This window comes from Phaeobacter cretensis (genome assembly GCF_047372505.1).
Lineage (GTDB): Bacteria > Pseudomonadota > Alphaproteobacteria > Rhodobacterales > Rhodobacteraceae > Phaeobacter > Phaeobacter cretensis.
Genome location: NZ_JBKBEU010000001.1, coordinates 3,770,286 through 3,789,452 on the forward strand (window position 1 = coordinate 3,770,286; position 19,167 = coordinate 3,789,452).

Below are 19,167 nucleotides of genomic sequence, written 5' to 3' on the forward strand. Positions count from 1 at the left end.
TGTGATAGAATTCAGCTGTTTGTTGGGTTACTGGATGCACCAACCCCCATCGATGTGGATCATCTGGCCGGTCATGTAGTCGCTATCGTCCGATGCGAGGAACGATGCAGTTCCAACGATGTCATTTGGGTAGCTGATGCGTTTGATCTGCAAAGCATCGCGTACGATATCATCGTAGGCCTGGCCCTCTTTTTCCTTGAAACCGATGTCCACCAGGTCCTTGTCGAGCTGCTCCCAAAGCGGGGTCACCACGACGCCGGGCGCATAGCCGTTGACTGTAATATTATGCTCGGCAAGCCCGATCGCTCCGCAATGCGTCAGTGCAAGGCAGCCGTATTTTGAGGTGCAGTACACGGTGACATCGACCAGAGGTTTGCGTGATGCGATGGATCCGACGTTGATCAACTTGTAGGGATGCCCCTCCATCGGTCCTTGGTTGATCATCTGGCGTGCGGTTTCCTGCATGCCCAGCCACATCGCCTTTGTGTTCACGTTCATGATCATGTCCCAGTTGTCTTCATCGATATCCATGAAGAACCGGGGCTTGTTCAAGCCAGCGTTGAAAAGGCCGACGTTGATGGATCCAAACGCATCGACCGTTGCGGCGACGGCGGCTGCGTTATCTGCGCGCTTGGTGACATCCATCTTGACTGCAATGGCCTGTCCGTTTCCTGCCGCGTTGATGGCATCTGCGACTTTCTGGGCCTCACCTCTATCCAGATCGCCAAGGCAAACATTTGCGCCTTGTGCTGCAAAGCTTTCGGCATTGGCCTGACCCATGCCGCGGGCGGCTCCAGTGATCAGAACATTTTTACCTTTCAGGCGATTGGAATCCATGGTCTCTCCTCCTCAGATTTCGTCAGTCTGGTTTTATCAACGCATCAGCTCGGGCTTGCGCGGTTTTCAGAGCCTCACGCGGGGACGTAATACCGCGCAGCATGTCGTGAAATTCTTCACCGCAAATCTGGATGATATCGCAGATCTCCGGCACCGGCGGACGCGGCCAGAACTGAAGCTCATCACGCCATGACATGCCGTCGACGGCTTCGAAGATTGGTGATGTGCGGCGCACTTCTGGGTCGGCACCGACCGAATAGCGCGGATTGGTCCGGCTGCCATTTTGCACATACAGCTTCTGCGCTTCGGGTGAGGTGAACACCAAAAGTGCCTCAACCGCGGCCTTGACCCGCTCGGGTGGCAGATTAGCCGGAATTCCCATCACATATCCCCCCACCGGGGCGATGGGCCCCGCGCTGGAGCCTGCAGGATGTGGAAGATAGCCGGTTTGCCCATAAGCTGGCGAGCTGTCGTCCAGTTCGAAGTAAGGTGCGAGCAGCGTGTATCCGTAGGCCATAGAGATACTGCCTGCCGCATAGGGGCGAATACGTTCATACCAAGACATCGATAAGATGTCGGGCGGAGAATATTTGAACATCTCCAATAGGTATTCGGCGGCTTTTAGACCTGCCTCGGTATCGATCGTCGGGCGATAGTCGCGGTTGGCAAGATCATCCATCTTAAACCCGCCTGCTATGGCAGGGAGGTCAAGGACCGGTTCCCCAAAATCTGCCATGGCCATCAAAACCGTATGCCCAAGAGCGGTTCCTCGCGCGGCATTCCAGGCGATGCCGTAGCGGTTGCGAGCGGGATCGTGCAGCGTTTTGGCGGCCTCAAGAAGCATATCGGTTGTCGCTGGGGGCTCCAGGCCGGCCTCAGCAAAGAGATCTTTACGGTAGAACAGCAATTCCGGTGTCGTCTGCCCGGGAACGCCATATGGACGTCCGCCCCAGTGCACCGCTTGCCAACCTGCTGTATGAAAATCAGCCGGGTCGATGCGTGCGACATCCATCGCCTCATCAAGGGGCATCAACATGCCGCTTTCGGCATAGCCACCGACCCAGGGTAAATCGAGCGCGATAATATCGTAGCGGCTTATCTTGCGCTCGGCGTTGCGTATCGCTTCTTCACGCAGGCGATCGATTGAAAAGGCACGCTGATGAATTTCAGCTCCGATCACCTGTTCGAACTGGCGCTTAAGATTGTCCATGACCATGAAGGTCGGGTCGCCGTGTACCAAGACGCGGATGCCTCCAGATACCTTGAGCGGTTCGGGCAGGACCTTGAGCGGCGGAATTGACTGCGCAGACAGATACGAGCCACCGTAGTAGTAGTCTTTTGTGTCAGAGGCGCGTTCGCGACCGCCAAATTCGGCTTCTGCCAAACGCTCGACACGCCCGGAGAACTGCATCCATTGCTCAAGCAATCTTTCGCTGGGGTGCAGTGAGAAACTCTTTCCGCTTTGGGTGCGGGGGCGCTGTTCGATCAGGCCGGATGACACCATCTCTTTGAGCCGCCTGTTGGCAGTCGCATATGGGACCTGACTGGCGCCGATCAAAGAGGTCGGCGTCACTGTCTTGGCTTCCAGATGCCCGCGGATCAGATGTAACGTCATACGGAAAAGGGGATTAGGTACAAAAAGCTCGACCGAAGACTCCAGCTCGACGCCAAAATTTTCCAGAAAGGACAGAGTATGAAGCATCTTGGTTTTCGCCTTTGGCGAAACCAGATAGCTTTCGATATGTCCTCTCATTGCATTCATTGGCTTTGGCCGCCTGTTTGGATTTTTCTGTGTGTTTAAGCCGCTAAGATTATCCAATTTGGACGAATCGAACTTCGGCATGACGTCTCTCCCAATCAAAATGCTCAAAATGACAATTGGATCGTATCGCAAAAATATTCACTTTGATAAAAAAATTATCCATAATGGATATTATTGCTGCATCTTATGTGCATTGGAAACGTCACGCTGTGTGCAATCGTTCGAGCTATCGAATGATACTTCCTCGGGTGGAGACGAGGATGTGAACAAAACCAAGAATGTTCCGGGAGGAGACCCTAATGAACTATTGCAAAGCTCTGGCGGCAACTGCCGCTGCTGCTGCCGCTCTGTCCGTCGCGAGCGTCGCTGCCGCCGAAACAATGACCATTGGCATCACGCAAAATAACGTGGGGGTCGATAGTTATCAGACAACATACGAAAAAGCCTTCATCGCAGCCTCTGAGGCGAACGAAAATGTCGAGGCTGTCGTACTTGACGCCGGGGGCGACGTTGCACGCCAGATCGCCCAGATGGAAGACCTGATCCAGCAGGAAGTTGATGCGATTATTATCTGGCCAACCAATGGAGAGGCTGTGATCCCTGCCGTGCGCAAGGCGCATAAAGCGGGCATTCCTGTGGTCGTCACCAATTCCAACATCGCCGAGCAAGGGTTTGATTTTGTTGCATCCTTCTCTGGTCCGGACAACATCACGCAGGGATCACGCTCGGCCGAGATCATGTGTGACAAGTTCAAGAGCATGGGTATCGAAAACGAGGCGCGCGTTGTCCAGATTTCGGGCCAGCCGGGCTACACCACGGCGATTGAGCGTCAAAAAGGCTTTGATGATCGCCTGCCGGAAGTCTGCCCAAACGTGACGCTTGTCGAAACACAACCCGGCGACTGGAACCGCGAGAAGTCGCAAAAGGTCATGGAAGCGTTTCTTGTCAAATATGACGATATCGACGGCGTATATTCAGGCGATGACAACATGGGTGTCGGCGCATTGAACGCAGCAAAAGCCGCCGGACGTGATGGCATTATCTTTGTCGGGGCTACAAACTTTGCTGTTGGCTACGAAGCTATGGAACGTGGCGAATACTGGGGCTCGATCTACCAATCACCGGTTGATGACGCCAAAGCGGCACTGAAAACGGCGATCGAAACGCTGGAAGGTAAGGACCTGCCGTTCCTCAACTATTTCGACACGCCGAAGATTACCCAGGACAATATGGGCGATTACACCAAACCTGTTTTCTAAGGCACCTGCAATTACGGACGCGGCTTCGGTCGCGTCCTTTTTTTACCCGACATTTCGGATATCTATCTGGGAGAGCATTATGGCCCGTGTTTCCGGTCGTTCATGCATCGTGACTGGTGCAGCTCAAGGGATTGGACGCGCTATTGGCGAGGCGCTTCTTGATGAAGGTGCGGATGTTTGTTTTGCTGATATTAACAGCGAGAAGGTCGCCGAAGTCGCCAGAGACAATGTGTCGCGCGCCACTGAGGGTGGGGGGAAAGTCACCTATGCCGCAGTTGATGTGACCAACCGCGCGCAGGTTCGGGAGATGATTGATCATACGGTTGCAGAGTTCGGCAAGCTGGACGTCAAATTCAACAATGCGGGCATTAACAAGCCGATGAATTTCCTTGATGTGACCGAGGAAAACTGGCGCCTGATCATGGATGTAAACGGTCTGGGCTGTCTCATCGGGATGCAGGAAGCGGCAAAGCAGTTCATTCGCCAAGGGACTTTTGGCAAGATCATCAACACCGCTTCAATTGCAAGCCGCCAAGGCTTTGATAATGTTGCGCCATATTGCGCATCAAAATTCGGGGTTATCTCGCTTACTCAGTCGGGCGCGCGTGATCTGGCCAAACATGATGTGACTGTTACCGGGTTTGCCCCTGGTGTCGTTGCGACCGAGATGTGGGAGCAGGTTGATCAGGACCTGATGGAGATCGGCGCGGCTGAACGGCCTGGGCAGGCGATGGAAGATTTTTCATCTGAGATCCTCCGGGGCCGCGTTGCTGTACCGCAAGATATTACTGGCACCACGACTTTTCTGGCATCTGCCGAAAGCGATTACATGACAGGGCAAATCGTTATGATCGACGGTGGCATGACGCTGGTTTAGGGCCGTTTCGGCGGTAGAAGGGGGAAGTCCTATGGTCGCGCTGACCAAGAAAGATATCGGCGGTTTTTTGGCCCGGCAGGGTATATTGGTTGCCTTTGTGGTTTTCATGATCGGGTTCACGCTGGCAAATACGCGGTTTCTTGATCCTGACAATATCATGGGGGTTGTTCGGTCTTCCGCCATTCTGGGGGTCATGGCGCTTGGCGTTACCTTCGTGGTGATCAGCGGCAATCTCGATCTATCTGTTGGGTCCATGATGTCCTTTTCAACCATTGTCGTGCTTGATCTGCACGATAAGATCGGACCCGCGCTTGCGATCCCTGCAATGTTTGTGATGACGGTTTTTCTTGGCGCCTTCATCGGATTTCTTGTTGGTTATCTGAGGCTTAACTCTCTGATCGTGACACTGGGAATGCTCTCGGCCATCCATGGGCTGACGCTAACCTACTCTGGTGGCAAGAACATGGATATCGCTGACAAGGAGGGCACATGGTTTTCGGTCTTCGGGCAGGGTGATGCTCTTGGGATACCTGTGCCTATACTGCTTTTTGCGCTTCTGGCAATCACGCTGGGTGCGGTGCTTTCCAAGACGCCTTTTGGACGCAAAGTCTATGCTGTCGGTGGCAACGGGACGGCCGCAATATTCTCCGGCATCCGCCGCGCGCGGGTTGTTTTCAGTTGCTATGTGATCAGCGCCTTTTGCGTGGCAACGGCTGGTCTCATTCAGGCCAGCCGTTCGCTCGGGTCTCAGAACACTGTTGGCCAGGGGCTTGAGCTTGAGGTTCTTGCTGCCGTCATTCTGGGGGGGGCATCGCTTCTTGGAGGGTCGGGCACGATCTTCAAAACGGTGATTGGCGTGCTGATCCTTGGTTTTATCCAGAATGGCCTGCTGCTTGTCGGGCTGCAGTTCTATGTCCAGTTCGTCGTGACCTGGGTCATCATCATCCTTGCTGTCTGGCTCGATATCGCAGCCAAGCGCGGCAAGCTTTGGTCCCCGATCGCGTGAAGGAGACGTAACAATGAGAGCTGGATCTCTTTCGAAGCTGCTTAAACGCGGTGCCATCTGGGGCTTTATCGTTTTTGAGCTGATCTTCTTCTCAATCGCCGGTGAATTCTTGTCGGTGAGTGACAAGGCGTTCCTGGATGTCGACAACATGCTTTTGCTGTTCAAGCAGTCCGCACCGATTGGCATCATTGCCATGGGCATGAGTATTATCATGATCAACGGGAATATTGACCTGTCAGTTGGTGCTACGTATGCGATCAGCGCGGTCATCCTACTCGACAGCATGAGCTGGCCGATATTCGCAGGAATGGGTGATGGTGCGATCTTTATCAGCTGGGGGCTGGCCTTGTTGACCGGGACAGCTCTGGGCGCACTCAATGGGTTGATTGTTTGGAAGACGGGCGTGGATGCCTTCATCGTCACTTTGGGATCGATGCTTGGATATCGTGGCCTTGTCTTTATGTACAATGGCGAGCAGCCCACCAGCCATCTTAACTGGACGCTTGTAGATTTTGCCGAAGCACAGTTCCTTGGGCTGCACACTGCGACATGGTTCTTGGTCGTTGTGACAGCTGCAATCTGGTTCTTGATGAGCAAAACGGTGCATGGCCGCAACGCCTACGCCATCGGAGACAATCGCACAGCGGCAATAAACGCAGGTATACGCGTTGGCCCGCACATGCTCGTCAACTTCATGCTTATCGGCTTCCTGGCGGCACTTTCAGCGGTTGTGTTCTATTCCGAAAGCGGTTCGGTCAATCCCAATGATGGCGAGCTGTACGAGCTTTGGGTCATCACCGCAGTCGTGCTGGGTGGCACAAAGCTAACAGGCGGGGCGGGATCGATCATTTCAACCTTTGGCGGGGTGTTGGCCATCCAGCTGCTGCGCAAAGGTCTGGCGCATGTCGGTGCCGACACCTCCACCGTGAATCTTGTGATTGGCCTGATACTGATTGCGGTGCTGTTCGTTGATCGGCAGCTGAATATCAAAGGCAAAGAGGAGTTGAAGGCATGACCGCACAAACCCCTGTTCTGCGATTGGAAAACATCGTCAAAACGTTTCCGGGCGTGCGGGCTCTTGACGGTGTTTCACTGTCTGTGCTGCCCGGTGAAGTCCATGCCCTGATGGGGGAAAACGGTGCAGGAAAGTCCACATTGATGAAGGTGCTTGGAGGTATCTATCAGCCAGACAATGGTCAGATTATTGTTGACGAACAACCGACCGTAATGTCTGGCCCTTTGGATGCCAAAGCCAAGGGCATCGTCTTTATTCATCAAGAGCTTAGCCTCGCTGAAGAGCTTAGCGTGGCGGAGAATATCTATCTTGGGGAATTGCCGCGCAAACGTTTCGGTCTGGTGGATTGGGCTGAGCTGGAAGCTAAGACCAACGCGATCCTTGAAAAGCTGAAGGTCGGATTTGGCGCCAAATCCCGCGTCGGCGACTTGTCGATTGCCAACCAGCAGATGGTTGAGATTGCGCGGGCGCTGACCGTCGAAGCCAAAGCCGTGATCTTTGATGAGCCAACAGCGTCGCTGACAGATGCGGAAAAAGTTGTGCTCTTCGAAGTGATCTCTGACCTGCAGGCGCAGGGCGTTGGTATCGCCTATATCTCCCATCGGATGGAGGAGATTTTCAAAATCACGGATCGGATCAGTGTTTTGCGGGACGGCCAGTATCAGGGTACCGTCGATACCACCGATACTGATGAGGAAGGCGTGACCCAGATGATGATCGGGCGCAAGCTTGATCTGAGTCGCAACGAAAGCCACCATCAACTTGGGGATGTCGCGCTTGAAGTGCGGGGGCTCAGCTGTGGCGATCTCTACACTGATGTCAGCTTTCAGGTGCGCAGCGGTGAGGTGGTCGGCTTTTACGGCCTCGTCGGCGCGGGCCGGACCGAGATTGCCGAAACGCTGTTTGGTCTGAGGGACCCATCCGCTGGCACGATCCTGTTGGACGGGCAGCGCGTCAGTATCAACTCGCCCTATGATGCAATTGAACGCGGCATCTCGCTTGTGCCTGAGGATCGCAAGGGGCAGGGGCTTGTTCTGGGAATGAACTGCCGCGATAATATGACCTTGCCGCAGATCGGAGACCTCACCGCAGGTCCGTTCCTGGCAGAAGGTTCAGAAATTGCGATTTTTGATCAATACCGCGACCGGCTCGACATCCGTACACCGAGCTGGAAACAGATCGTCGGCAATCTATCGGGCGGTAACCAGCAGAAAATTGTGATCGGTAAGTGGCTTTCGATGCACCCCAACGTGCTGATCGTTGACGAGCCGACCCGTGGAATTGATGTCGGCTCCAAAGCTGAGATCCACAACCTGATCCGGGAGTTGGCGGCGCAGGGCTATGCGGTCATCGTGATCAGCTCTGAAATGCCAGAGGTGTTGCATGTGTCGGATCGCATAGTGGCGATGTATTCAGGGCGCATTATGCGCACCTTTACCTCTGAGGAAGTGACAGAGGATAATCTCATCCAGGCTATTTCGGGGCTTCGTACCGACCGGGTGGCATAATGCGAGTTGGATTTGTCGGGTTAGGTCGGATGGGGGCGCATATGGCGCGCAACATCGCCGGGGCCGCTGATGCGCTGACGATTTGGAACCGCTCAGGCGACAAGGCTGTGGCGCTGGCAAATGAGCTCGGCTGCGCTGTCGTACAAACACCGCGTGCGCTTTCGGATTCTGTGGACGTGGTGATGACTATGCTGGCTGATGATCCGGCGTCAGAGGCGGTTCATGGCGGGGCAGAAGGGCTCTTTGCAGGATCTGCAAGAATGTTCATTGAAATGGGAACAATGAGCCCGGATCATATCAATTGGCTGGCGGCAAATGCCCCGAAAAACGCCCGCTTGATTGATGCGCCGGTCTCCGGCGCGACACAGGCCGCGAGAGAGGCACAGCTCCTGATTATGGCGGGCTGCACGTCTGATGAAGCCGGTCCTGTGATGCCTCTATTTGATGCCATGGGCAAACAGACGCTCTGCCTTGGGCAGAGGGGGCGCGGTGCGGTGATGAAACTGGCTGTAAATTCGTTGATCCACGGAATTAATCAGACATTGGCGGAGGCAATGACCCTTGCAGAAGCTGCAGGGATCGACAGCCAAGCAGCTTTTGATGTGATCGAAGCCAGCGCGGCCTGTGCGCCGATGCTCAAATATCGCCGCCCGATCTATCTTGATGAGGCGGCGCATCCGGTGACATTCACCATCGCACTTGCGCGTAAAGACATGGAAGTGACAGCTGCGTTGGCGCAAGCGCTTGGCACAGCCATGCCACAGGGGCAGGCCACGCTCGAAAAACTCATACAAGCTGAGACGGCTGGCTATGCCGCGCGCGATATGGCTTCCATGCTTGCCTTTATGCGAAAGGAAACCCTATGAAAGCTGCGCTTTTTGTCGGCGGATGGGAAGGCCATGCGCCAATGGACTTTGCAGATTGGTATCGGGGTCTTCTCGAAGCCAACGGTTTTGAAGTTGCCGTTTTTGACAGCCTTGAGCCGTTGGAACAACCGGATGAACTTGCCGATCTTGATCTGATTACTCCGATCTGGTCCTCCGCCCGGTCGGGGCATCGCGAAGAGTTCGGCAATATGAACAAAGCGCAAGAAGACGGGCTTTTGCAGCTGATTGGCAATGGGTGTGGGCTGGCGGGGTGGCATGGTCATATGGGCGATGCTTTCCGGGACCGGCCGACCTATCACTTTCTGATTGGGGGCCAATTCGTGGCGCACCCCCCGGGTTGGCCGGACAATTTGCAGCCTGTGGAGGACTACATCAATTACGAGGTGACGATCTGCAAACCCGACGATCCGATTGTCCGGGGCATCAAAAGCTTCAGGCTCACGTCAGAACAGTACTATATGCTGGTCGATCCATCGAATGAGGTGTTGGCAACAACGACCTTCACAGGCGATCATTTGTGGTGGATCGAAGGGACAGTCATTCCGGTGGTTTGGAAGCGGCGCTGGGACAAGGGCCGGGTGTTCTATTGCTCAATCGGTCATGAGCTGAACGACCTTAAAACTCCTCAAGTGACCGAGATTATCCTTCGTGGAGCCATCTGGGCTGCTGGCGCAGACTGAGCGCTCTTCCTTACCGCTGTCTTGCAATATCGCTGCCGCCCAGATCTCCTGTTCTGGGCGGCGCTCTCATGCTGGGCTGCGATGAGGGGAGTGTGCGTAGCGGGCTTTTGTGTGATTTACCGCATCATGCTGAGTGGCCCCCGGTCTACCTTTGTTCTGGGGGGCACGTTCGCCAACCGCATCATCAAAAGCAGCGAGTGATTGTAAGCCAGCTGTTGTGTTGTTCGTCTTAGGGCCCGCGAACACAAGACAACTGTCTACTACGTTCCATTTTGATCTGGGAAATGACATCTGTCGGAAAATTCCACCCGATGTTGGTCTCATTCGAGCTATGGCCGCTAAATTTACCTTAGATTTATGACCCGTATATTATCGCTTTGTTGTGTCATTTGATCGCTATTATTCAGAAATTAGCTGTAAATTCGTTCAATCAATTTTGAATCGTTAGGTAACCTTTCTACACGCCGTTCTGCGCTGCAGGTCGTAGCGTTCAAATGAAGTTGCCTAGCGTATCGCGGAGGAACGCAAGGCGACGTCCCAAAAATTAGCACCCCTGAAGGCGCTTAACGGCAAATCTGATGATTTTGCCGAACGGTAGCGCCTTGTTCCGCGGGAGCAACAAGGAGGAAAACTATGAAACTCAAATCGCTGCTGCTTACAAGCGTGTTTTGCGTTGGAGCCGCGCTTTCGGCTGAGGCTGAAACCCTGAAATGGGCACGGGCAGGTGATGCGCTGACACTGGATCCGCATGCCCAGAACGAGGGTCCGACGATCACACTTGGTCGCCAGATCATGGAGCCGCTGGTAGATCGGGACATGAAGGGCGGGCTGGTTCCCGGGCTGGCGATTGAGTGGGGACCTTCGGAAAGCGATCCCAATGTCTGGACCTTTACATTGCGTGAAGGCGTGAAATTTCACGATGGTTCAGATTTTGACAGCGAAGACGTCGTGTTCTCGATGAACAGGGCGATGACCGAGAAAAGCAACTACCGCGAGGTTCTTGCTTCGGTTGCTGAAGTTCGCGCCACCGGCCCTTACACGGTTGAGATCGTGACCAAGGGTCCGAACCCGATTATGCCGAACAACCTTACCAACCTTCTGATCATGGACAAAGGTTGGGCGGAGGCCAACGGCGCCGTTGATGTGCAGGACTATGAGGGTGGCGAAAGCACCTATGCGGCCAAGAACGCCAATGGCACAGGCCCTTACAAAGTGGTCAGCCGCGAACCGGACGTGAAAACCGTTTTGGAGCGGTTCGACGGGTATTGGGGTATCGGCCAGTTCCCTATGGAGGTGTCCCGGATCGAAGCCTTGCCAATCCAAAACCCTGCGACCCGCGTGGCGGCCCTGTTGTCTGGCGAAGTCGACTTCATTCAAGATGTTCCCGTGCAGGATCTGTCGCGTGTGAATGGAACCGAAAGCCTGGACGTACGTAAAGCTCCGCAGAACCGGGTGATTTTCTTTGGGATGAACCAAGGTGACGCGGATCTGGCCAACGACAATGTTGAGGGGCGTAATCCGCTTGCGGATGTACGTGTACGCCAGGCGATGAATGTCGCGATCAATCGTGAGGCCATTCAGAAAATCGTCATGCGCGGCCAGTCGGAGCCTGCGGGGGTTATCATCCCACCTTTCGTCCATGGTTGGACTGCTGAACTGGATCGTGTCCCTTCGACAGATATTGAATTGGCCAAGGATTTGATGAAGGAAGCCGGGTTTGAAGACGGGTTCTCGATCAAACTGGATTGCCCGAACGATCGCTATATCAACGATGAGGCAATCTGCCAGGCAGCTGTCGGCATGTTTGCACAAATTGGTATTGACGTGAATCTCGACGCAAAGCCGAAGGCGCAGCACTTCCCGCTGATCAACAACCTGGAATCCGATTTCTACATGCTGGGCTGGGGCGTTCCGACCTACGATTCCGAATATATCTTCAATTTCTTGGTACACACCAAGGGCGACGCTTATGGGTCCTGGAACAATACTCGCTATTCGAATGCCCATCTCGACAAGGGGATAGAGGAACTGGCCAGCGAGACCAATCTGGCAGCCCGGGATGAAACCATCAGTGCGATCTGGCAACAGGTCAAAGAGGATGTTCTTTACCTGCCGATCCACCATCAGGTGCTGAACTGGGGCATGAAAGCGCGTGTCGACACCAACGTCGATCCCGAAGACAGCCCGAAGTTCAAGTATTTTGCCTTCAAATAACCACCAACGGGTATTCCCACTGATGGGAGTACCCGTGCCGGATACCGTGCTTGCGACCTCGGGGGGGATCCCTCCCGCTGCATCACCGTTTCCGGTCAGGGAGATCACTCGCAATGTTAGCCTATATCATCCGCCGCATCATGCAGTCTGTATTGGTGTTATTTGTTGTCGGCCTTGTCGCCTTCTCGATGTTTCGCTTTGTCGGTGACCCGATTGAGAGCATGTTGGGGCAGGAGAGGACCGCGGAAGACGTGGTGCGTCTGCGCGCCGATCTTGGACTGGATCAGCCGTTTCCAGTGCAGTACTGGCGGTTTCTCGAAAACGCCGCTCAGGGAAATTTCGGGCTCAGCTACCGTCAGGGACGGCCAGTTTCTGATATCCTGATTGAGCGCGCTCCCGCGACACTTGAACTGGCGCTGGTCTCGGGCACACTCGCGATGGTGCTTGGTGTCGGACTGGGGGTTTTCACGGCCATCCGGCGTGATGGCTGGCTGGCAAATTTCATCATGACCGCCTCTCTGATCGGCGTCTCCCTGCCAACGTTTCTGATCGGCATCCTGTTGATTTATGTCTTCTCGGTTGAATTGGGGTGGCTGCCGTCCTTTGGACGAGGTGAGACGGTGATGCTTGGACAATGGTCCACCGGTTTTCTGACCAAAAGCGGCCTGATGTCACTTGTACTACCAAGTATCACACTTGGCCTTTACCAGATGACCCTGATCATGCGGCTTGTCCGCTCAGAAATGCTGGAAGTTCTGCGCACCGATTACATCCGGTTTGCCCGAGCACGGGGCCTGCGCGAACGGGCGGTCTACTTTCGCCATGCGCTTGTCAATACGATGGTGCCTGTCATCACGATTATCGGGCTGCAACTTGGCAGCATCATCGCCTTTGCCATTATTACCGAGACCGTCTTTCAGTGGCCGGGCGTCGGGCTCCTGTTCATCAACGCGGTCCAGTTCGTCGATATCCCCGTTATGGCTGCGTATCTGATGCTGATTTCGGTTCTTTTTGTCGGGATCAACCTGACTGTTGACCTTCTTTACTTCCTTATCGACCCGCGCCTGCGGACCAGTAAGGCAGGAGCACACTAATGCAAAAACTCAACAATATCTGGCACTCTGACCTTGCCTGGAACTTCCGAAACTCGCCCGTAGCAGTGATTTCTGCACTGATTGTGCTGGTCTTGGCACTGGCGGTAGTTTTCGCCCCGCTTATCGCACCGCACAATCCGTTTGATCCGGCAACCCTGAACCTGATGAACGGTTTCTCAAAGCCGATGCACCCGAATGAGTTCACGGGAGACGTCTTCTTTCTGGGAACCGATGATCAGGGGCGGGACGTGTTTTCCACGATCCTATACGGCATGCGCATTTCGCTGATGGTCGGCGTACTATCAGTTACTTTTGCGATGGTTCTGGGCATTATCCTCGGCTTGCTTGCCGGCTATGTCGGCGGCTGGACGGAGACCATCATTATGCGGGTTGCCGATGTGCAGCTCACGTTCCCCTCAATCTTGGTTGCGATGCTGATTTTTGGCATCGTGAAAGGGGTTACCCCGGTTGAATACCGCGACCAGATGGCGATCTGGGTCCTTGTCCTGGCCATTGGTCTGGGCGAATGGGTTCAGTTTGCCCGTGTGGTTCGCGGTGCGACACTTGTCGAGAAAAACCGGGAGTATGTGCAGGCGGCGCGGCTGATCGGGCGGTCCAAGTGGGTCATTATGGTCCGCCATCTCCTCCCTAACGTCCTGTCACCGGTTCTGGTCATTGCGACGATCTCCCTGGCGCTGGCCATTATCGCCGAAGCAACGCTCAGTTTTCTGGGTGTCGGTGCGCCGCCTACGCAGCCTTCGCTGGGCACATTGATCCGGATCGGCCAAGGCTTCCTGTTCTCCGGTGAGTGGTGGATCCTTCTGTTCCCCGCCCTGACCCTACTGACACTTGCGCTGAGCGTGAACATGCTGGGTGACTGGCTGCGCGATGCCCTTAATCCAAAGTTGCGCTAATGACCAAATCTGTCCTTTCCATTCGTGACCTTGTGGTCGAAATCCCAACCCGCCATGCGCGCCTCTGTGCCACTGACAAGGTCAGCTATGACATTGCCGCTGGCGAGATCCTTGGTGTAGTCGGCGAGAGCGGCGCAGGAAAATCCATGGCCGGCAATGCAGTCATAGGCCTGCTGAGCCCGCCGGCACGCATCACCGGAGGTGAGATCTGGTTGAACGGGCAGCGTATCGACAATCTGCCACGCGACGCCATGCGGCGGTTGCGCGGCAAAGAGATCGGGATGATATTCCAGGATCCTCTGACGTCGCTTAACCCGCTGTTGCGGATCGGTGATCAACTCATGGAAACCATGATGGAGCATCTGGAACTGACCAAAGCTGAAGCCCGCAAGCGTGCAATTGCCGCGCTGGAAGAAGTTGGCATCCCGGCGGCCTCGGAGCGTATTGATAGCTATCCGCATGAATTCTCCGGCGGTATGCGTCAGCGGGTGGTGATTGCACTTGCCCTATGTGCAGAACCCTCTCTGATCATCGCTGACGAGCCTACTACCGCGCTTGATGTCTCGGTGCAGGCACAGATTATCGCGCTGCTCAAACGGCTGTGCCGTGAACGCGGCACAGCCGTAATGCTGATCACTCATGACATGGGGGTAATTGCCGAAGCCGCTGACCGCGTTGCTGTTATGTATGCCGGGCGCATGGCCGAGATAGGCGACGTGCGTGACGTGGTTACCCGGCCGTGCCACCCCTACACAGACGGATTGATGGCGTCGACACCTTCGGCATCTGCCGGTCAGCACCGCTTGCGCCAGATCCCAGGCGCGATGCCCCGGCTGCACAGCCTGCCGCAGGGGTGTGCCTTCTCACCGCGCTGCGACCGGGCGACTGACCGTTGCCGTAACAGCCCGCCACCGACGCTCGAGGCCGACAACGGCCGTTCCGCCTGCTGGCATGCAATCAAACTGGAGGGCGCAGCATGAACGCCATCGTTTCCGTCAATCAGCTGACCCGGATTTTCGACGTTTCAAAACCATGGTTGAACCGCGTTCTGGAGAGGTTGCCAAAATCGCATTTGACGGCTGTCTCGGATGTCAGTTTCGACATCAAGGAAAAGACGGTCTATTCGCTGGTGGGCGAAAGCGGATCCGGTAAATCCACCATCGGTAAAATGGTGGTGGGTCTTTTGGAAAACTCGGGTGGCGCTGTCAAAGTATCTGGCGTGGACCTGAACCGGGAAACGGACTCTACTGCGATTGCCAAGGCGCGCGATGCGATCCAGATGATTTTTCAGGATCCCTATGCATCGATGAATCCGCGTTGGAGGGTGCGCGACATTATTGCGGAGCCTGTAGCGGCCAAGGGCGGTGACTCCGAAAATCTCGCAGAGCGTCTGTTGGAGCAGGTTGGCCTCTCGGCTGAGGACGCAGACAAATTCCCGCATGAATTCTCTGGCGGGCAGCGTCAAAGGATTTGTATCGCCCGCGCGCTGGCATCCCAGCCTCGCTTGATTGTCTGTGATGAACCAACCTCGGCGCTGGATGTTTCGGTGCAGGCGCAGGTGTTGAATCTGATGAGCGATCTGAAAGACGACCTTGGCCTCACCTATCTGTTCATCAGCCATGACTTGACGGTGGTGCGTCATATCTCCGATAGAATTGGCGTGCTTTATCTGGGTCGTCTGGTCGAAGAGGCGGCCCCTGACGATTTGTTCGAGGCGCCCAAACATCCCTATACTCAGATGCTATTGGCGGCCGCACCTAAAATGGATGCGTTTGGTCGTGAAGTGGAACCACCTCAAGGCGAAATTCCCGACCCGATTAATCCGCCCTCTGGTTGTGCCTTTCACCCGCGCTGTCCGATTGCAACTGCGCGGTGTGCTCAGGTACGCCCGGATATGCGCAACATTAATGGCAGTCGGGTGGCTTGCCATCTGGCCGAGTAACAGGGCAGGCGAGGTGTTATGACAATTGACAGGGGACTTTCTGCCTGGCGTTCAGCGAGAAATCACAACCGTATGTTGAAGTGGCAACAAGAGTGCGGTCCTGTGCGGGATGGCGTGGAGATCGCCTATTTCGGTGGGTCGGCTTTTCGGATTACGACGCCTGCGGGTATTACCATCATGATTGACCCCTGGCGAAACCTGCCGACGGGCAAGGCGGATTGGTTCTTTCATGATTTTCCTGAAACCAGCGTTGATATTGGAGCATCGACCCATGCCCATTTCGACCATGACGCGCTGCATCGGTTAGATGCGAGCGTCTTACTGGACAGGCTGATCGGCACCTATGAATTCGGCGATCTTAAAATCACTGGACTCGCTGACAAACACGCCACTGATGAAACGTTCGCGCCGTATCAGTTCCAAAAAATCAACGCTTATTTCGGCGGCAACCCTGTGCTGCCGCCGAACAACGCCCGCAGTTGGGACAATTGCATGCTCTTGGTGGAAACTGGCGGGCTGCGTATTCTTCATTGGGGCGACAATCGTCAAAATCCCCCGAAACAAATCTGGGAGCGGCTAGGCCACATCGATATTGTGATGCTACCTGTGGACGATTCAGAGCACGTACTTGGGTATCCAATGGTCGAAGAGGTTATCCACCGGATCGCGCCACGAGTCGTTATCCCGCATCACTACTTCATCTGGAATTTGGTGTTACGCCAAAGCACCCTGTTTTCCGCCGAGAAATGGCTGGCGAGGCAAGCCAACGTGCAACATTTGCAAACTGCCCAAAACCGCTATTGCCCGGTGACCCTGCCGCAGGAGATCCGGGTCGATAGCTTTGGTGATCACGTATCCTTTGATGTCGACGCCTGGCACGGGGAAAACGGCAGGCAGGTGGTGAAAGGCCCAGATTGATGTCTGGGGTGCATACATTGTTCCACATGCCGGGCTGGAGACTACAGGTGCACTGAACCGCATTGATCAAAAAGGACAGCGAAGGTTGTGTAGAAAACTGGCCATGAGGCGAGTGGGTTCTGTATCATTTGCACCGCTATTCCACTTCGCTGGCCAGTCCCCAATCGCTCCGAGACAGGCGAAAATGTTGCCCTGCTCATGATGCAGGCAGTGCAAGACCGGCATCTCTGTCCCAGGGAGCGAGATCGCCTCCTATATGCTCAACGATGAAATCGATGAACGCCCTCACTTTTGTTGGCAGGTGCAGGCGTTTGGGATAGATCGCATAAAGTGTCTGAGACGGCATATCATAGTCGGGTAACACCCTTATCAAGCGTCCCGATGCAATATCGGGACCGGCAATAAAGGACGGAAGCCGCCCAATTCCCAACCCTCCAAGGATTGCGTCTCTCAGGGCTTCGCCGTTGTTGACCCTGAAATTCCCAGTTGCGCGTATATTGACCGTTTTCTGGCTCACACGGAATTTCCACTCCTGGAAATCTCTAGTGTAGGAGTATTGCAGGCAATTGTGGCTCGATAAATCGTTGATGGCACCCGGTGCGCCATGGCGATCTATGTACTCTGGTGCTGCTACAAGGACATTGACCAAGGGAACGATCTTGCGCGCAACGAGTGATGAATCCTCCAGCGTGCCGCCCCTGATAGCCAGATCAAACCCGTCATCAATCAGATCGATCAAGCGATCATCCATAACCATGTCCAGCTCTATTCCGGGGTAGGTTTCAAGAAACTTTGGTACAAGTGGCGCAACATGCAGCCGTCCGAATGCCATCGGGATATTGACCTTCAGACGCCCCTTTGGTGCCCCCTGAAGTGCTAGAACGCTGTCCTCGGCCTCCTGTGCGGCTTCAAACGCCCGAACGGCGTGCCTGTAGAAATGCTCCCCAGCCTCAGTCAGGCTGACGTTTCGCGTGGACCTGTGAAAGAGCTGCGCCCCCAGCTTGCTTTCTATTGCTGAGATCCGTTTGCTGACGGCCGATTTTGAAACGCCTAACCGATGTGCGGCGGCTGCAAACCCATGGGTTTCCGCTACTGCCAAGACAACGGGAATGTCGCCCATACCCTCCATTGCAGATCCTCTTCGTGGGTGAATTATTCTCATCAATCAGTTTCAAAGTATGGCCATTATTATCGAATTGGAACCGACTTACGTTAATCGCAGCAACAAGGAGCCGATTCATGGCAAAGATGTTAATCGATGGCGTACTCGCGGATAAACCAACCGCAGGTGATGGTAAATTTGTGCGTATGGGCAGCGGGTTTCGTGGGCAGATCAGCCCTGACCCTGGTGCAGAATTCCCCGCAGAAGCAGGTCGCTACCACCTGTATGTCTCCATGGCTTGTCCCTGGAGCCATCGCACCACGATCATGCGTAGCCTGAAAGGGTTGCAGGGCATCATCACATTGACACAGATGGTTCCGCTCGTCGGCGAAAAAAGCTGGAGAATTGATACGTCAGCGTTTGATCCTGGTGCCGGGGTTCACAATGATGATTTTCTCTATCAGGTCTATGTCCGGTCTGATTCAAACTACACTGGGCCGATCACCGTACCTGTGCTGCTCGATAAGAAAACCCACCGGATCGTGAGCAATGACTCGGCTGATATTATGCGGTTTCTGAACACCGCTTTCGACGATGTCGCCGAGCCCAGCGAAGACTATTATCCGCAGGCTTTGCAGGGTGAGATCGACCGGATCAGCGAAGACCTCTACGGCCCTGTCAACAACGGCGTCTACCGCGCGGGATTTGCCACCTCACAAGCGGCATATGACGAAGCGGTCGCGGGTTTGTTCGCCAAACTTGACGCCCTGGATCATCTTTTGGGCAAGCAACGGTATCTTGTCGGAGATCAGATCACTGAGGCCGACTGGAGATTGTTCACGACTCTGATCCGGTTTGATCCGGTCTATGTGACCCATTTCAAAACCGACCGTAAACGGATCGCTGACTATCCAAATTTAGCCCCATATCTGCGCGAACTTTATCAGGTGCCGGGGGTGTCTGATACGATCGACATGGGGCCAGTCCGTCAGCATTACTTCCAGAGCCACAGGCATATCAACCCGCACGGCATCATGTCCGTCGGTCCTGAGGTTGATCTTGATCTGCCACATCACCGCGACACGGTGTTCCCATTGCGTGCAGTTTAACGTCACGCCTGAACACCTCCGCACGTCACATTTAAACGTTAGG

17 protein-coding genes are annotated in these 19,167 nt (G+C 54.8%); 14 read left to right on the forward strand and 3 right to left on the reverse strand.

The annotated features are described in order from the left end of the window. Positions 1 to 27: 27 nt before the first annotated feature. On the reverse strand, positions 28 to 837 hold the full coding sequence (locus ACEWZM_RS17840) for an SDR family NAD(P)-dependent oxidoreductase (RefSeq protein WP_414007721.1): 810 nt from the start codon (positions 835 to 837) through the stop codon (positions 28 to 30). Between the two features lie 22 nt (positions 838 to 859). Further along, positions 860 to 2,599, reverse strand: coding sequence for an ABC transporter substrate-binding protein (locus ACEWZM_RS17845; RefSeq protein WP_414007722.1), 1,740 nt, complete (start codon positions 2,597 to 2,599; stop codon positions 860 to 862). A gap of 299 nt (positions 2,600 to 2,898) precedes the next feature. Here ACEWZM_RS17845 and ACEWZM_RS17850 point away from each other — a divergent pair, with 299 nt between their 5' ends. The 13 genes from ACEWZM_RS17850 to ACEWZM_RS17910 all read left to right on the forward strand — a co-directional run bounded on the left by ACEWZM_RS17850 (position 2,899) and on the right by ACEWZM_RS17910 (position 16,913). Then, positions 2,899 to 3,858: a sugar ABC transporter substrate-binding protein gene (locus tag ACEWZM_RS17850; protein WP_414007723.1), complete on the forward strand. Its 960-nt coding sequence runs from the start codon at positions 2,899 to 2,901 to the stop codon at positions 3,856 to 3,858. A 79-nt stretch (positions 3,859 to 3,937) separates the two neighbouring features. Next, the gene (locus ACEWZM_RS17855) at positions 3,938 to 4,735 is read left to right on the forward strand and encodes an SDR family oxidoreductase (protein ID WP_414007724.1); all 798 of its coding nucleotides are present in this window, start codon (positions 3,938 to 3,940) and stop codon (positions 4,733 to 4,735) included. Between the two features lie 31 nt (positions 4,736 to 4,766). Further along, positions 4,767 to 5,741: an ABC transporter permease gene (locus tag ACEWZM_RS17860; RefSeq protein WP_414007725.1), complete on the forward strand. Its 975-nt coding sequence runs from the start codon at positions 4,767 to 4,769 to the stop codon at positions 5,739 to 5,741. Between the two features lie 13 nt (positions 5,742 to 5,754). Then, positions 5,755 to 6,756, forward strand: coding sequence for an ABC transporter permease (locus tag ACEWZM_RS17865; RefSeq protein WP_414007726.1), 1,002 nt, complete (start codon positions 5,755 to 5,757; stop codon positions 6,754 to 6,756). Then, on the forward strand, positions 6,753 to 8,264 hold the full coding sequence (locus ACEWZM_RS17870) for a sugar ABC transporter ATP-binding protein (RefSeq protein ID WP_414007727.1): 1,512 nt from the start codon (positions 6,753 to 6,755) through the stop codon (positions 8,262 to 8,264). The genes ACEWZM_RS17865 and ACEWZM_RS17870 overlap by 4 nt, the downstream gene beginning before the upstream one ends. Then, complete coding sequence (locus ACEWZM_RS17875; protein WP_414007728.1) at positions 8,264 to 9,130, forward strand: NAD(P)-dependent oxidoreductase; 867 nt, start codon at positions 8,264 to 8,266, stop codon at positions 9,128 to 9,130. Before ACEWZM_RS17870 ends, ACEWZM_RS17875 begins: the two co-directional genes overlap by 1 nt. Beyond that, positions 9,127 to 9,831, forward strand: a complete 705-nt coding sequence (locus tag ACEWZM_RS17880) for a ThuA domain-containing protein (RefSeq protein ID WP_414007729.1) — start codon at positions 9,127 to 9,129, stop codon at positions 9,829 to 9,831. Before ACEWZM_RS17875 ends, ACEWZM_RS17880 begins: the two co-directional genes overlap by 4 nt. Before the next feature lie 633 nt (positions 9,832 to 10,464). Continuing rightward, positions 10,465 to 12,045, forward strand: a complete 1,581-nt coding sequence (locus tag ACEWZM_RS17885; RefSeq protein WP_414007730.1) for an ABC transporter substrate-binding protein — start codon at positions 10,465 to 10,467, stop codon at positions 12,043 to 12,045. A gap of 113 nt (positions 12,046 to 12,158) precedes the next feature. Next, positions 12,159 to 13,139, forward strand: a complete 981-nt coding sequence (locus ACEWZM_RS17890) for an ABC transporter permease (protein WP_414007731.1) — start codon at positions 12,159 to 12,161, stop codon at positions 13,137 to 13,139. Continuing rightward, complete coding sequence (locus ACEWZM_RS17895; protein ID WP_414007732.1) at positions 13,139 to 14,053, forward strand: ABC transporter permease; 915 nt, start codon at positions 13,139 to 13,141, stop codon at positions 14,051 to 14,053. Before ACEWZM_RS17890 ends, ACEWZM_RS17895 begins: the two co-directional genes overlap by 1 nt. Beyond that, entirely contained in the window at positions 14,053 to 15,033 is a 981-nt protein-coding gene (locus ACEWZM_RS17900) for an ABC transporter ATP-binding protein (protein ID WP_414007733.1), read from the forward strand. Before ACEWZM_RS17895 ends, ACEWZM_RS17900 begins: the two co-directional genes overlap by 1 nt. Next, a complete protein-coding gene (locus ACEWZM_RS17905) occupies positions 15,030 to 15,995 on the forward strand; it encodes an ABC transporter ATP-binding protein (RefSeq protein WP_414007734.1) in 966 nt (321 codons plus the stop codon). The genes ACEWZM_RS17900 and ACEWZM_RS17905 overlap by 4 nt, the downstream gene beginning before the upstream one ends. An 18-nt stretch (positions 15,996 to 16,013) precedes the next feature. After that, complete coding sequence (locus tag ACEWZM_RS17910) at positions 16,014 to 16,913, forward strand: MBL fold metallo-hydrolase (RefSeq protein WP_414007735.1); 900 nt, start codon at positions 16,014 to 16,016, stop codon at positions 16,911 to 16,913. A gap of 196 nt (positions 16,914 to 17,109) precedes the next feature. Here the strand turns inward: ACEWZM_RS17910 and ACEWZM_RS17915 are convergent, their stop codons facing one another. Further along, positions 17,110 to 18,042, reverse strand: a complete 933-nt coding sequence (locus ACEWZM_RS17915) for a LysR family transcriptional regulator (protein ID WP_414007736.1) — start codon at positions 18,040 to 18,042, stop codon at positions 17,110 to 17,112. Between the two features lie 110 nt (positions 18,043 to 18,152). On the opposite strand from ACEWZM_RS17915, the gene ACEWZM_RS17920 reads away from it, so the two are divergent. Next, positions 18,153 to 19,124 (forward strand): glutathione S-transferase family protein, encoded by a 972-nt coding sequence (locus tag ACEWZM_RS17920; protein WP_414007737.1) that lies wholly within the window; start codon positions 18,153 to 18,155, stop codon positions 19,122 to 19,124. Positions 19,125 to 19,167: the final 43 nt, after the last annotated feature.

Coding starts and splice junctions, on each gene's coding strand:
- ACEWZM_RS17840 (WP_414007721.1), bottom strand. CDS start 837: ATGGATTCCAATCGCCTGAAAGGTAAAAATGTTCTGATCACTGGAGCC.
- ACEWZM_RS17845 (WP_414007722.1), bottom strand. CDS start 2,599: ATGAATGCAATGAGAGGACATATCGAAAGCTATCTGGTTTCGCCAAAG.
- ACEWZM_RS17850 (WP_414007723.1), top strand. CDS start 2,899: ATGAACTATTGCAAAGCTCTGGCGGCAACTGCCGCTGCTGCTGCCGCT.
- ACEWZM_RS17855 (WP_414007724.1), top strand. CDS start 3,938: ATGGCCCGTGTTTCCGGTCGTTCATGCATCGTGACTGGTGCAGCTCAA.
- ACEWZM_RS17860 (WP_414007725.1), top strand. CDS start 4,767: ATGGTCGCGCTGACCAAGAAAGATATCGGCGGTTTTTTGGCCCGGCAG.
- ACEWZM_RS17865 (WP_414007726.1), top strand. CDS start 5,755: ATGAGAGCTGGATCTCTTTCGAAGCTGCTTAAACGCGGTGCCATCTGG.
- ACEWZM_RS17870 (WP_414007727.1), top strand. CDS start 6,753: ATGACCGCACAAACCCCTGTTCTGCGATTGGAAAACATCGTCAAAACG.
- ACEWZM_RS17875 (WP_414007728.1), top strand. CDS start 8,264: ATGCGAGTTGGATTTGTCGGGTTAGGTCGGATGGGGGCGCATATGGCG.
- ACEWZM_RS17880 (WP_414007729.1), top strand. CDS start 9,127: ATGAAAGCTGCGCTTTTTGTCGGCGGATGGGAAGGCCATGCGCCAATG.
- ACEWZM_RS17885 (WP_414007730.1), top strand. CDS start 10,465: ATGAAACTCAAATCGCTGCTGCTTACAAGCGTGTTTTGCGTTGGAGCC.
- ACEWZM_RS17890 (WP_414007731.1), top strand. CDS start 12,159: ATGTTAGCCTATATCATCCGCCGCATCATGCAGTCTGTATTGGTGTTA.
- ACEWZM_RS17895 (WP_414007732.1), top strand. CDS start 13,139: ATGCAAAAACTCAACAATATCTGGCACTCTGACCTTGCCTGGAACTTC.
- ACEWZM_RS17900 (WP_414007733.1), top strand. CDS start 14,053: ATGACCAAATCTGTCCTTTCCATTCGTGACCTTGTGGTCGAAATCCCA.
- ACEWZM_RS17905 (WP_414007734.1), top strand. CDS start 15,030: ATGAACGCCATCGTTTCCGTCAATCAGCTGACCCGGATTTTCGACGTT.
- ACEWZM_RS17910 (WP_414007735.1), top strand. CDS start 16,014: ATGACAATTGACAGGGGACTTTCTGCCTGGCGTTCAGCGAGAAATCAC.
- ACEWZM_RS17915 (WP_414007736.1), bottom strand. CDS start 18,042: ATGGAGGGTATGGGCGACATTCCCGTTGTCTTGGCAGTAGCGGAAACC.
- ACEWZM_RS17920 (WP_414007737.1), top strand. CDS start 18,153: ATGGCAAAGATGTTAATCGATGGCGTACTCGCGGATAAACCAACCGCA.